Genomic DNA, 14,357 nt, shown 5'->3' on the forward strand with positions numbered 1-14,357 from the left:
GGTGATACAGAAGGACAGAAAAAATTCAACCACTTTTACAAAGGAATAAAGATATGAGTGCAACTCAAAACCTTTCAAAAACTAGAAATCCAGGTTACATGATTCAGTTAGATGCCCTTAGAGGAATAGCTGTATTTGCTGTAATGCTTGAACACTTTGTAACAAGCAATGTTTCGGGTTCTATTCTCTCTTATTTAAAACCAATTCTCCATTGGGGTACATCAGCAATTACACTTTTTTTCGTACTTAGTGGTTTCTTGATAACTGGTATTCTCCTCCGGTGTAGAGATACCATCAAATCAAATAATCAAAGTATCGGATTTACACTTAAAAGATTTTATATACGGCGTTTTCTCCGGATATCTCCTATTTACTATTTAGCCCTTGCTGTCACTGCTATTGGCTTCAAGCAAGTTAGAAGTGTCTTTTTTTGGCACTTGACTTATACAACCAACATTATGGTTCTAATCAGAGGTGAATGGGATGATACTTCAAGCCACTTTTGGACATTAGCCATGGAGGAACAATTTTATCTAATTTGGCCGTTTGTTATGCTATTTTTGCCTAAAAAACACCTGTTAAAAGCTATATTTATAACCATTGGTCTGGGAGTTGTATCTAAGTTTATATGCTATGGATTTAACTTCAATGAAGTCCAGATTCTTGTTTTCCCTCTTGCATCTATGGATTCACTGGCACTAGGTGCCTTACTCGCATTCTACAAACATAACCACGAGCAGTTTAAGCAAAATCACCAGATTTTATGTAATTTAGGATTATGGGTTTGCTTGCCATTACTTATTTTGTTTAATAATATAGCGCTATTTAATATGTTGGTTAGACCAACCGTTTTGGCGATTTTCTATATATGGTTAATCAGTCGGGCATCGGAAGGCTTTAGCGGTCTTCCTGGAAAGATTTTGGAACTGAAACCTCTTGTATTTCTGGGCAAAATTAGTTATGGAATCTATCTGTACCATGTGTTCCTAAATCCTACCTTTGCGAAAGCCTATGAGTTGAATTTATTCTCTCAAATTCCGCTACCGCTTGAGGTTTTATTGAAAATGATAATTACACTGGCGATTGCAATACCATCTTGGCTATTGTTTGAAAAACCGATTAATAACTTAAAACGCCACTTTAGTTATAAGAAAATATAAAAAAAATATTTTCTAGCAATTCCGTGGCTCAAAATACTCTGACTCTCTACGAAAAAGCCTTTTCTCAAAAGCGAGGAGAACAATGAAATCCTTATCCCCATCTCAGCTATTTCATAAATATCAAGCAGATGTTTGGTTAGTATTCAGCCTAATATTATTCACTGGCTGCACTTCTTTTGCCACAGCACAGTTAGTTAATCCTATAGTCTTTAATGTCACGGACATTTGGTTTGATAGTGATATCAATAAAAGCTTCTTCCGAATGAGTGACTCAAATTACAACCATGCTACAATTTCAGCTCATCCTCTGTATGCCTTAGTTAGTTGCTTACCAATATTAGCAATCCTAACAATCTTTCATTTGGAACATATTACAGGTATCAGAGCATTTATTTCTGTAGTTTCTGGGCTTTTCATTGGAACAATATTTATCCTCTTCAGGTTGCTAGGCTACCAAAAAATTGATGCAGCAATTTTTAGTATTTTGGCATCCATAACCGCAGCCGCAAGATTTTGGTTTGTTGTCCCAGAATCGTTCTTATTTGGAGGAGAGACTATTTTACTTGTGTACTGTCTTGTTACAGTAGCAGATTATCGCCAACTTTCCCCTTATTGGTATATGGCTGCGAATGTTTTAACCGTAGGTATAACAATCACCAATTTGATGGCAGGAATCATAGCGACTATTTCAGGAAATCGATGGAAACAATGTTTAAAAATTTTTGCTGGTGCTTTTGTTCTATTCATACTGTTAGCTACTATCCAAAAATTCTTCTTTCCAACTGCCGCGTTAAGAGCAATTTTTACTAGAGGAGCAGCAGAGCAAGCGGACTATTTATACTGGCCTTCAAATATCTTTATGGTTTTAAAGAGATACAGTGTTTTTTTCTTCCATTCCATTGTGATGCCCTCTCTTGAGATCATTAATAGTAATTGGGTTGGTTCATCTGGAGGTCAAGTATTGAGTATTCAGACATCAGCTCTAGGCTCAGGTGGCTGGTGGGGGAAAGTTGCAACTGTTACTTGGGGAGGGTTATTAGCCCTGGGATTGTATGCACTTTTTTCCGTAAAGCAGCATCCTCAATTAAGATTTACCCTTGGGTTTACGCTACTGGGACAGCTATTACTTCATACAATTCATGGTTTTGAAATCTTTCTCTATTCATTACATTATGCTCCTTCATTAGTAATATTAGTGAGTCTCGGAGTCCTCACAAAAATGCGACCTGTGGTGCTTGGATTAGCATTGATTCTAGTGGTGACAGCGGGAATTAATAATGCACTTCAATTCTCCAATGCGATCGATATTCTTCAAAATGCTCAGATTATTGGTCCCGAAAAAGTTCTATTACGTTAACTAACTTAATCTCTTATGCAATTCGTCGCTTTTATGGATGCTATAGCTTGCGGTTTAGCCCCTGTCACCACTTCCACCCCAGGGCCGATGGAAGTTCAGCGCGATCGGGATAATGGCATTTTAGTCCCGCCTCGTGACACTCTGGCGATCGAAAATGCTTTGGAACGCTTAATTATAGACCGCCCCTACCTGGAAAAATTGCGCCGTAATGCCTATGCTGCGGCACAAAAGTATAGTTGGCATGGGAATGCCCGCGATAATCTGACTTTGTACGAAGCAACTTTGTCTCAAAAAAGAGGTAGTAAATGAAGCTTTGCCTCGTTACACACAAAGTCATGAAAGGCGACGGTCAAGGTCGCGTGAACTATGAAGTCGTCACAGAAGCGATTCGCCGCGGTCATCATGTTACCTTGTTAGCGAGTGACGTAGACCCGAAACTGCAACAACACAGTCAGGTCGATTGGATTTCTATTCCAGTTAAAAAGTATCCATTGCAACTTGTTCGAGAAATAGCTTTCTCCACTCAAAGTGCTTGGTGGTTAAATAAACATCAAAAAGAATTTGACGTTATTAAACTCAATGGTGCAATTACTTCGGCTAAGGGAGATGTGAATGCAGTGCATTTTATCCATAGTTCCTGGTTGCGATCGCCCTGCAATCTCTCAACACAAAATCTGAGCTTGCGTGGCACTTATCAGCGGTTTTACACTGCCTTAAATGCTGATTGGGAGAAAAAAGCCTTCGATCGCGCGAAAGTCGTAGTAGCCGTTTCTGAGAAAGTCGCCCAAGAATTAATCGCGATCGGTGTTCCACGCGATCGAATTCGGACGATCTTAAATGGCATTGATTTACGAGAATTTGCTCCTGGTATTGTTGATCGGCAAAAATGGGGTTTATCAGAGGAAGTGCCTCTGGCGCTATTTGCTGGGGATATCCGTACACCTCGGAAAAACTTGGATACAGTCTTGCATTCCTTAGTGCAAGTTCCCCAATTGCACCTCGGAGTTGTGGGTGGAACCGCAGGTAGTCCTTATCCTGAGTTAGCGCGATCGCTAAACTTAGAAAATCGGGTGCATTTTCTGGGATTCCGGCAAGATGTCCCCGACTTGATGAAAGCAGCAGATTTTTTAGTTTTTCCGTCCCGTTATGAGCCTTTTGGTTTAGTGGTACTGGAAGCGATGGCGACAGGAATACCCGTGATTACGGCTGCTACGACGGGGGCGGCGCAGTTGGTGACACCAGACTGTGGCTTCGTTTTGCCAGACTCAGACGATACACAGGCTTTAGCTGAAGCCTTGAATCGATTAGTTAAATGCGATCGGCAACAAAGACAGCAAATGGGTCAAGTAGCTAGAACTATAGCCGAACAGCATAGCTGGGCTAATATGGCAAGTAATTATGTGAATTTATTTGAGGAACTCCAGCCGTGCTGACTATCTCAGTTGTCATTCCCAGTTACTGTCGCCCGAAAGACTTAGCACGCTGCTTAGACGCACTCAAAAAGCAAAAACGTCCCGCTGATGAAGTCTTAGTAGTAGTTCGGGATACGGATACTGAAACTTGGACATTTGTCCAAACATTAAACTCAAAATTCTTACCACTGCGAACTGCCACAGTGAGAGAGTCTGGTGTGGTAGCCGCCATGAATGTAGGAATGGATGTCGCCTGTGGGGCTATCGTCGCCTTTACCGATGATGATGCCGCACCTCACACCGATTGGCTGGAACGCATCGAGGCTCACTTTTTGTCAGATAGCAATATCGGTGGGGTAGGGGGGCGGGATTGGGTGTATCACGGCACCCAGTTAGAAAAGGGGGAACGCGAAGTAGTGGGACAAGTGCAGTGGTTTGGCAGAGTCATCGGCGGACATCACTTAGGGATGGGAGAAGCCCGTGAGGTAGATGTGCTCAAGGGTGTAAACATGAGTTTTCGGCGGAGTGCGATCGGCCAAATGCACTTCGATCGCCGGATGCGAGGTACTGGAGCCCAGGTACACTTTGAACTAGCATTTAGTCTGGCCTTAAAACGGGCAGGCTGGAAGCTAATCTACGATCCAAAAGTAGCAGTCGATCACTTTCCAGCCCAACGTTTTGACGAAGATCAACGCAATAGATTCAATGACATTGCCTTAATTAATGCCGTACACAATGAAACTTTAGTTTTGTTAGAAAACCTATCATTGACTCGACGTACTGCATTTGTATTCTGGGCAACATTCGTGGGAACACGAGATGCCCCGGGTTTTTTACAATGGTTACGATTCCTACCTAAAGAAGGCACCTTAGCAGGACAGAAATTACTGGCATCTCTACGTGGACGTTGGCAGGCTTGGGAAACATGGCAACAGTCCGAATAAAGATGTAAGATGTTAGGTGTTAGGTGTTAGGTTCTAGGGAAAACAATTCTTCAAACCTAAAACCTAGTTAAAGATTCCTAAAAGCTCAGATTTAAAACTGAATATCTAGTTAAAGATTCCACAAACCTAAAAAGTAGTTAGTAATGAGTCAAATACAGGGAATTCCGAATAACTCTCGAAAACAGGGCTTCTCTCTGACACTACAACCCCAGGCAGCTTGGATGGCAATCCTGGGACTTTTACTGATTACTGCCCTCTGCCTTGCAGCAGGTCTGGGTAAAGTTCTGAATATAATCTTTCCAGCGGGTTCTCTTGCCGTCGGCCTGTTCCTATATTTGCGGTATCCCATCTTCTATGTAGGTTTCACTTGGTGGGTGTTTTTCCTCACACCTTTTATTCGCCGTGTGTCGGATTTTCGGAGCGGTTTTACCGATCCCAGTCCCATGTTGTTAGCCCCTCTACTGGTGGCAACAATCGCCATTGTAACTTTCTACCGCAACCTTCCCAAAGCACATCAACAAGGTGGCTTACCTTTTATCCTATCTGCTATGGGTGTGTTTTATGGTTTTCTGGTTGGTCTGATTAATGGCTTACCTGTTCCGGCGATCGTCTCTCTGATGACTTGGGTCAGCCCCATTCTGTTTGGTTTCCACTTATTTGTGAACTGGCGAGATTACCCCAGCTATCGCGAAAACATTCAGCGCACTTTTCTCTGGGGTGTGTTAGTGACAGCATCCTATGGCGTCTATCAATACTTAGTTGCACCTGAGTGGGATTGTTTCTGGCTGATACAGACCAAACTATATACCAGTATGGGAAACCCCGAACCCCTTGGACTTCGAGTGTGGAGTACCATGAATGCGCCCTTACAGTTTGGATTAGTGATGCTAGCGGGGAATATCTTGCTATTTATTGGTCAAGGCAATTTGCGTATTCCTGGTTTAGCAGTTGGCATTTTGTCTGTCCTGCTAACATCGGTACGCACAGTTTGGGGAGGTTTGATAATAGCTTTAATTACCCTGCTCGCTTCTCTAAAAGGGAGTTTTCAAATTCGTTTAATTGCTTTTGTCCTGATGATCGCCCTATGTCTTGTACCATTGTCCACAGTCGAGCCATTTTCCCAAGTCATTCAGTCTCGTGTAACCAGTTTGTCTAACGTTAAAGACGATCAGAGTGCAAAGGACAGAGCAGACCTCTACGGCAGAACACTAAATCTTGCGCTGAGTGAGGTTATTGGTAAGGGAAATGGAACTCTTCAGCCAATCGACAGTGGAATTATCGAACTACTTCTCACCTTGGGCTGGATGGGAGCCATTCCCTATATAGGTGGTTTACTCCTAATTTTTTACAGCCTGTTCCAATCCTCTAAGTCTAAGTCTGATCCGTTTGCCAGTGCATCTCGTGCTATTGTTGTTGGGTTCTTGCCAATGCTAGCTGGTTCAAATGTGATCGTTGGTATCTCTGGCATGGTTTTCTGGGGATTTTTGGGTATAGGCATGGCAGCTAACAAGCACTACCAGCATCAACGAATTGCCGGATTTAAATGAGATAGAAATTTTAATTTTCAAGACTAAAAAATTTTAGATCAAAACTAGAGAAATCGAGATAATGTTGGTTTTCAATACGAGCGTAAAAATTTAACGTGACTTACAGTCAGGAACTAAGTCGCAAAAACAATGTAAATTGTAAAAAACTAACGAGCGCACAAATTTATTATAAAAAACATTGTCTTTGATTCTTAATCGTGGTAAAATTTATCAGTGCTAATGATAAAAACTTGGAAAACACCACCACCGATCGATAAAAAAATGTGTCCCAAGTAACAGTTTATGAGGTCAAGAACAGAAAATGGAAAAACAAAAAACAGTAGGTTTTCTCTTAAAGCGTGTCGATTGTAATGATGGGGTTGCCTCCCATTGCGAGACTATGATTCGCGGTTTAAAAGCGCTTGGGTGGAAGGTCGTTCTGATTACGGGACCTGTGAATTATAATGCAGGTTCTGTCAGCCGCTTTGAAGCACTTAAAGACTTATCAGAAGAGTGGATAATTTTTGAGGATCTGAAACCTCTTTTTCCCAGTTGGGGTAAAATTACTCGGATCTTGGAACTCGTAAATAAATACGATATTTCCCTATTTCACGCACACGGATACGCGATGTTAATTCTGGGGCGCATTCTCAAAATCATCACTGGCATAGATTGTGTTGCTACATTTCATCCATCAGTACACGGTGAAGATCCGACACTACTTAAAGATGCCGTATTGCGACCGCAAACCACAAAATACTTCATATTTTTGAAGCTATTTGCCCCAAAAGTATTTATTGCAATCTCTTCAGACATTGAAAGATTTTTGCTAAAAGATTTGAGTTTTCACAAAACTAAAGTCCGCAAAATTATAAATGGCATCGATACGAAATATTTTCGTCCTCCCAGTCCAGAAGAGCGAGAAAATGTACGCAAAAAGTTTGGATTAGAAGAAAAAGACCTGGTATGTTCTCTGGTAGGCAGACTCAATTGGAATAAGGGTCACGATCTTTTGATTGATGCCGTTAGACAAGCGAGAAATGCTGTTCCTGAAATGTCTGTGAAGTGTTTATTTGTAGGTTCCGGCCATCAGGAGCAGGAGATTAAAGAATATGCCTTTGTTAGTGATGATGATTCGCGTTCCTTTATCTTTTTGGGGTATGTGGACGAGCTGCGGGAAGTATATTGGGCCTCAGACATTTTTGTGCTACCGAGTCGCTCAGAAGGCTGTCCTCTGGTAGTGGCGGAAGCGATGAGTTGCGGAACAGTTACCATCCGGACAGAAGGCGGAGGATCTCGGGATCAGATTGAGGATGGAAAAACAGGTTATATCGTTCCCTTTGACGATCCAGAGGCTTTATCAAAAGCCATCCAAAAGCTTGCAAACAAGGGTTTTCGCTTGCAAATGAACAAACACTGTTTAGAGTTTGCCTCCGTGGCATTCGATCAAGAATTGATGGTTGAGAAGACGGAAAAGTTGTATTGCGAGTGTTCCGGTATGGAAACAAAATAAAGTTTGAAACTTGATCTCACGGAGGGGCAATGCCGTTTCCCTACCCCAAAATAATCAATCGCCTTCGCTAAAGATGTAACCATTGCCTGATTAATTGTAGCGAAACGGCGCTGCCGTGTCCTGACTGTGGATAATATTAATTTCTATGCCACCGGATTTGATATGATTCGGTAATTTACTGAGTCTAGCCTTCACGCTTTTCTGCAAGTCGATACACAATCACCTTAGCTTTCGCATCTTCCTCTACAAACACTACATATTCACCATTTGCTCTCCGATAAGCGCGCAGTGCGTAGGGGATATCTACCCAGCCAGTCTCACCGGCCACCTCTGTACCGGGGGTTAACTTTGCGACAAAAGCTCCTGTGCTGGTATCGTACACATATACTTCAGCCTTTCTAGAATCAACGGCAAATACTCTATCGCCTGCCACATCCATTGCCTTAATAATTAGCATGGGGTTGGCTTTCGGATCGTAAGGAAGAGTTATGCGCCAGCGCAGTGTTTTATTCCTTGTCCAGTTGTCGTAGCGCACAATCTCTGTGCCGACTATTCCCCATTCCTCACCTGTATGCGGGCGATCGACTGTATAGCCTCCGAGATACATTACATCTGTATCGGGATAATATTTAATTCTTAAGAGCTTGTTAAAAGGCGCTGGCATTGGTATTTTTCCGGAAGAGGCAGCATTGTAGCTCGGAGTGCCATAGGTATCTAATCCCAGATAGCGATAGTGTTTAATGTAGCCAGATTCACTAGCTTGCCATACATCCCCATTACTATCAACTTCCCAACCCCAAATCGAATCATCTTCTGCACCTAAACTTTCATATTCATTACTTTGAATTGAGCCATCTCCGTTTTTGTCATGCCATAACCAGCTTCCCGTCGCTGGTTGATTGGTTGGCCAGGTAGAATGATCCCTCGCAAAAATGGCGCTGGGAACGGCAATTTCTCCATCAAAGCGGTAGATGCTAATCTGGTGGGCAAACATCCCGGTAAGATATAAGAAACGTTTTCCGTCTATTCTACGGACAAAAACTGATGCCGCTGAATGGGTTTGGTTGTGGAGTCGCGGATCGTCTGGGTAGCGAAACTTATCCAGGGTATATGCTTTATAGCTCCATTCCTGACCGTTTTCTTTGCTATAGTCCATGACGAAATGTTCGTGTTTGGTGAACACATCCACTCCGTCAGTACCTGGATCGGCATCGGCATTATCTACGAATTGTAAACCCAATAATTGCCACTGCCTTTTTCCGAGAGGAGAAAACTTTCTCAAGTCGGTTCCTGAACCGCCAAAACCATCATTGCTAACGTAGATATTCCCGGCTCGATCCGTACCCACTCCTGTTAAACCGTTGAGTTTAAGTTCTCCAACTTCTCCGCGAGTTCCAGAATAAATGCCGCCTTGAGTGCCAAAAGCCCCTATTAACTTAGGGATTCCTGAGATATCGTAAATCAGCACTTGTTGACGAGGGCCATTTTCTGTGACTAATAGCCTACCTTGAGGATCGATCGCGAGGGCTGTAGGGTCTACAACATCGGTAATTTTCTGGGATAATAAGGTTCCTGTCTTGGAATAGTGCAGAATCTGGGGAGGATTACTAGCGTCTTTTGCTTGCAGAATCCATAGGTTACTTTGAGAATCTACAGCTATTTGTTTGGGGCGATCGACTGACCAACTGCGTAATTCTGCCATAGTTTCGGCATCGTAGACGCGGATGCGATTGGCGGCACTATCACTGACATAAAGCTCGCTACCAACGTTAGCTAATCCAGTTACTTGACCGGATGTGCTAACAATTAACATACTTTTATCGTAACCACGCCCACCTGCAAAAGGAGCAGGTTCTCCCGATAAGTTGTAGCGTTTCACACAATACCACTCTGTTTTAGAGGGGGGATAATCTTGAATTACCATCCTGTCTATTGTCCCCTGTGCCATGGCGATATAAAGGTATTTACTATTTGCCGTGACTGCTTCTCCTCCTGTTCTCCCCCATCCATGAAGATTACTAGCTTTGGCGATCGCATCTCCATCTTTATAAATTCCTGCCTCTCTACCCGCTTCATCCCAGACGCTATTGGTGTAAACAGTGCCATCGTTTGCCACGTACATGGCACTGATTTGAATTTGTACCCACTTACTGCCACCGCCAAAGGTGTTACCGATCCAAGATGTTTTGTAGGAGATATTGGGTAAAGGGTTTGAAGTTACAGACAGTGCAGTTACAGACAGTGCAGTTACAGTAGAGATGATGACTCCTGCGATCGCCTGGGCTGAGAAACTCATCCTGCGATGTTGGTGATCGTTCTCGATCGGCTTAAAATAATTCAGAGAGTTCTTCAGTTTTTGGATGAATAACCGCTGTTTTTGCCATAATTTGTTTACTAGCAACAGAAATCGATTCTTCATGATCTGACAATATACAGCTATAATCAGGATGTCTCAGTTATTGTAACTTTAATGTATATTTGCCAACAACCAAGTGGAAAACTATACAACTAACCCTGCTGCTACAGCAGCAAACATTCTTTGCGTCGGAATCGGATGGTTTCCGAAAACACCGGGAGGTCTGGATCGATATGTATATGAGCTCACGCATCAACTAGCAGCCAGTCAAGATCAAGTTGAATTGTGTGGAGTTGGTCTACCAAAAACTCAGTCAAATTCTAGCGTAAAACTCACTAATTTAGCTGAACCAGAACATCGACTCTGGGAACGGCTTTGGCTGATTCGCTCCAATTTTTTGCAACTAAAATCTGCAAAACCCGATGCCATTAATCTGCATTTTGCACTATATAGTTTTCCTCTTTTGCAAGTTTTACCTCCGGGGGTTCCTGTTACCTTTTCCTTTCACGGGCCTTGGGCTTTGGAAAGTAAGCAGGAGGGTTCTGGTAAACTGAGCGTTTTTTTGAAGCATTGGCTAGAAGACAGAGTTTATCATCGGTGCGATCGCTTTATTGTCCTGAGCAAAGCATTTGGTGATATTTTACATCAAGAATATCAAGTTCCTTGGAACAAAATTCACGTAATTCCCGGCGGTGTCGATCTGTCGCGATTTCAACTCAATCGATCGCGCCCGGTCGCCAGATCGCAGATGGACTGGCCCAAAAATCGCCCGATTCTATTTACAGCGCGTCGCTTAGTGCATCGAGTTGGACTCGATAAGCTGTTGATGGCGCTCGCGATGATTAAACCTCAAATTCCTGATATCTGGCTGGCGATCGCAGGAAAAGGGCCACTACAAACGGCTCTTGAGCAGCAAGCAACAGATTTGGGACTCAATGACAACGTTAAATTTCTCGGCTTTTTGCCAGATGACCAACTGCCCATAGCTTACCAAGCCGCCGACCTAAGTGTGATGCCGAGCCAATCTTTAGAAGGATTTGGATTAGCTGTGCTAGAATCCCTCGCCTGTGGTACTCCAGCGCTATGTACTCCAGTGGGTGGAATGCCAGAAATTTTAGAGCCGTTTTCACCAAATTTGATTACTGCTTCTACAGAGGCAACAGCTATAGCTGAGCGATTGGCAGAACTGCTAAGTGGAAAAGTGCCGATGCCTTCTAGAGAAGCGTGTCAGGAATACGCTGCTAAGAATTTTGATTGGCAGAACATCGCGCAAAAAGTTAGAAAAGTGCTGTTGATTCAGCCGAAAAAGGATCAATAATTACGCAATTTATTATCAAGAAACAACATGAAAATACTATTTTTAGACCAGAGCGGAAAGCCTGGTGGTGCCGAACTTTGCCTAATAGATATTGCCAAACCCTATCGAGATAGCTGTCTAGTTGGCTTATTTGTAGATGGTTCTTTTAGGCAATTACTAGAACAACAGCAAATTCCCGTTGAGGTGTTAGCGAGTACCGCGATAAAAGTTCGTAAAGAAAGCAGCTTGATACAGAGTTTAAGTAGTGTTACCGCGCTACTGCCTTTGATTGCTAAAGTTGTTCAAAAAGCTCGTCAATACGATTTGATCTACGCCAACACGCAAAAAGCTCTAGTTGTTGGTGCATTAGCTAGCTTTTTAAGTCGTCGCCCTATCGTGTATCATTTGCATGACATTTTATCTACAGACCATTTCAGCCCAACTAACTTAAAAGTAGCTGTAACTTTGGCTAATCGCTTTGCATCATTGGTTATTGCTAACTCTAAAGCAAGTCAGACTGCTTTCCTAGAAGCAGGAGGACGCTCGGACATAATCGATGTTGTCTACAATGGCTTTGAGCCTGAAGTCTATCAGAGCGATCACTCTAAAAGTAGCCAACTCAAGACACAGCTAGAACTTGATGGGCAATTTATCGTAGGTCATTTCAGCCGATTGTCACCTTGGAAAGGTCAACATATTTTAATTGAAACACTTACCTACTGTCCAAAAAATGTAACAGCTATTTTAGTTGGTGATGCGCTCTTTGGCGAGCAGGATTATGTCCAGCAATTACATAAACAAGTGGCAGAATTAGGACTTGAAGATCGAGTTAAGTTTTTAGGCTTTCGTTCAGATATTCCGCAGTTAATGGCAATTTGTGATTTAGTTGCCCATACCTCAACCGCACCCGAACCTTTTGGGAGAGTTATTGTCGAGGCTATGCTGTGTGGTAGACCTATAGTTGCTGCTCAATCTGGAGGGGCTATTGAATTAATAGAACCAGGCATCAATGGCTTTTTAGTTCCTCCCGGCAAGCCAGACCAACTCGCAGAAGTTATTAATACCTGTCATAACCAACCTGAGTATACGATCGCGATCGCCCAATCGGCCTACGAGATGGCTAGACGACGTTTTCAGCAGACCAACATCGATCGCCAGATTGCAGATTTGCTAGCCAGAACTTTTACCTGACTTGTCCCAATATCTTATGAGTTATATCCAATTTCTACAAAATTCAAGTAACCTCCTCTTCGCTAGGTTCTTACGAATTTATAAGTGCGACATTTTGCCCAGTTTCACTCGCATCGCAGGATAGGTGTAGGAGACCGCAATCATCATCACTCCCAACCGCAATCAGAGTTTTTTTGAGACCAAATTAAATGCAACTGAAGCCAAATTTAAGACCAGATTAAATGCAAATGAGACCAAATTAAATGCAACCAGCCCACATCATGCAAACGAGACCCGGTTAAATGCAACCAACCAAAATTCAGCATAGCTAAAAAGTTGAGGCTCCTTAATAATTGCTTGATCCACCCTTTACAAATCAAACATCATATCGGCTCGGTCTAAATTTTCCTCAGAAACTGCTGCAAAAACGACCGTTTTTGCAACACCCGCTCCAACCAACCAGAAACTGGCTTCACCCCACCAAAAACTGTTGCAAAACTTATCTCAAAATCTGTGTCTCAAAAACGTAGACTGATAGTTAGGGTTTGCTGAAGCAGTTGCAAAAGTAAACACTGTATGAGTTGTGTTACCCTAAAAAGGTGGAAGGGTGCAAGAAAAACAGGTATAATGACTCAAAACCCGTGCATCACCACCTGCGATCGTGTACAGAAAAGCTGAGCTTGCCCCAAGCCCCCCATCCGACTTTAAACTACCCTTTGAAGGAAGGTTGTCAGGAGATAACCGTTGGGTAAAGATGGCCGAACTTATCCCGTGGGATGAATTTGAAGCAGAATATGCTGAAAATTTCCCGACCGAAATGGGCTTAAGAGCCAAATCATTTCGCATGGCATTGGGGGCATTAATCATCAAAGAAAAACTCTTAATTAGCGATAGAGAAACAGTAGAACAAATCCGTGAAAACCCGTATCTACAATACTTTATCGGTCAATCACTCTACAGCAACGAGTTCCCATTTGACCCGTCGCTATTAGTTCACTTTCGACGGGCGTATTAGTGCGAATCTAATTAATAAAGTGAACGAACGCCTGGTGGAAAAAATGCGCGAAACCATCCCAGTCAAACCCGAAAAAAAAAAGGATTCGGACGCAAAAAATGAATCACCCAATCAAGGAAAATTAATCGTAGATGCGACCTGTGCTCCAGCGGATATTAGCTATCCGACGGACTTAGGGCTATTAAACCGAGCCCGAGTTCATACCGAAAAAATCATCGACATTCTCTATAAATCTCTCACAGTAAAAATCAAGAAAAAACCCAGAACCTACAGAAAAATAGCCAGAAAAGACTACTTAGCAGTAGCCAAACAACGACGACCGACCAGAAACAAAAAAATCCAAGCAATTAAAAAACAACTGCAATATATCAAAAGAAACTTGGCTCATATTGATCAGCTAATCGAATCAGGTGCGACTCTGGAAAGTCTGACCAAAAAGCAATATAAAACTTTGCTAGTCCTCACAGAAGTCTATCGCCAACAACTCTGGTTATTTGAAAATAACAAACAGAGTATTGAGGACAGAATAGTACAGCACTTTGCGTGACTAAGAGGTACAGTAACAGCAGTGAGCAAAATAATTTTCGATTTGCTTAGTTGAACATAA

Annotated in this window: 10 protein-coding genes and 1 pseudogene; 10 read left to right on the forward strand and 1 reads right to left on the reverse strand. The window is 42.6% G+C overall.

The genetic code is table 11. From position 1 onward, the window contains the following. Positions 1–53 precede the first annotated feature (53 nt). The 7 genes from QT979_RS25370 (at position 54) to QT979_RS25400 (ending at position 7,912) form a co-directional block, all read left to right on the forward strand. A complete protein-coding gene (locus QT979_RS25370; RefSeq protein WP_333312043.1) occupies positions 54–1,160 on the forward strand; it encodes an acyltransferase in 1,107 nt (368 codons plus the stop codon). An 82-nt stretch (positions 1,161–1,242) separates the two neighbouring features. Further along, a complete protein-coding gene (locus tag QT979_RS25375; RefSeq protein ID WP_333312044.1) occupies positions 1,243–2,517 on the forward strand; it encodes a hypothetical protein in 1,275 nt (424 codons plus the stop codon). Between the two features lie 33 nt (positions 2,518–2,550). Then, a complete protein-coding gene (locus tag QT979_RS25380) occupies positions 2,551–2,826 on the forward strand; it encodes a glycosyltransferase (protein WP_333312045.1) in 276 nt (91 codons plus the stop codon). Then, positions 2,823–3,950, forward strand: a complete 1,128-nt coding sequence (locus QT979_RS25385; RefSeq protein WP_333312046.1) for a glycosyltransferase family 4 protein — start codon at positions 2,823–2,825, stop codon at positions 3,948–3,950. The genes QT979_RS25380 and QT979_RS25385 overlap by 4 nt, the downstream gene beginning before the upstream one ends. Continuing rightward, entirely contained in the window at positions 3,944–4,873 is a 930-nt protein-coding gene (locus tag QT979_RS25390) for a glycosyltransferase (RefSeq protein ID WP_333202428.1), read from the forward strand. The genes QT979_RS25385 and QT979_RS25390 overlap by 7 nt, the downstream gene beginning before the upstream one ends. A gap of 143 nt (positions 4,874–5,016) precedes the next feature. Beyond that, positions 5,017–6,420, forward strand: coding sequence for an O-antigen ligase family protein (locus tag QT979_RS25395; protein ID WP_333312047.1), 1,404 nt, complete (start codon positions 5,017–5,019; stop codon positions 6,418–6,420). A 301-nt stretch (positions 6,421–6,721) separates the two neighbouring features. Further along, positions 6,722–7,912, forward strand: coding sequence for a glycosyltransferase family 4 protein (locus QT979_RS25400; protein ID WP_333312048.1), 1,191 nt, complete (start codon positions 6,722–6,724; stop codon positions 7,910–7,912). Positions 7,913–8,096: 184 nt separating this feature from the next. On the opposite strand, the gene QT979_RS25405 is transcribed toward QT979_RS25400, so the two are convergent. Further along, on the reverse strand, positions 8,097–10,331 hold the full coding sequence (locus QT979_RS25405) for a hypothetical protein (protein ID WP_333312049.1): 2,235 nt from the start codon (positions 10,329–10,331) through the stop codon (positions 8,097–8,099). A gap of 73 nt (positions 10,332–10,404) precedes the next feature. Here QT979_RS25405 and QT979_RS25410 point away from each other — a divergent pair, with 73 nt between their 5' ends. The 3 genes and pseudogenes from QT979_RS25410 to QT979_RS25420 all read left to right on the forward strand — a co-directional run. Then, a complete protein-coding gene (locus tag QT979_RS25410) occupies positions 10,405–11,586 on the forward strand; it encodes a glycosyltransferase family 4 protein (RefSeq protein WP_333312050.1) in 1,182 nt (393 codons plus the stop codon). A gap of 27 nt (positions 11,587–11,613) precedes the next feature. Next, entirely contained in the window at positions 11,614–12,756 is a 1,143-nt protein-coding gene (locus QT979_RS25415; RefSeq protein ID WP_333312051.1) for a glycosyltransferase, read from the forward strand. Positions 12,757–13,396: 640 nt separating this feature from the next. Beyond that, positions 13,397–14,282, forward strand: a pseudogene (locus QT979_RS25420) (transposase); the annotation flags it as partial. Between the last annotated feature and the right edge of the window lie 75 nt (positions 14,283–14,357).

The sequence above is a fragment of the Microcoleus sp. w2-18bC1 genome, from assembly GCF_036700365.1.
Classification (GTDB): domain Bacteria; phylum Cyanobacteriota; class Cyanobacteriia; order Cyanobacteriales; family Microcoleaceae; genus Microcoleus.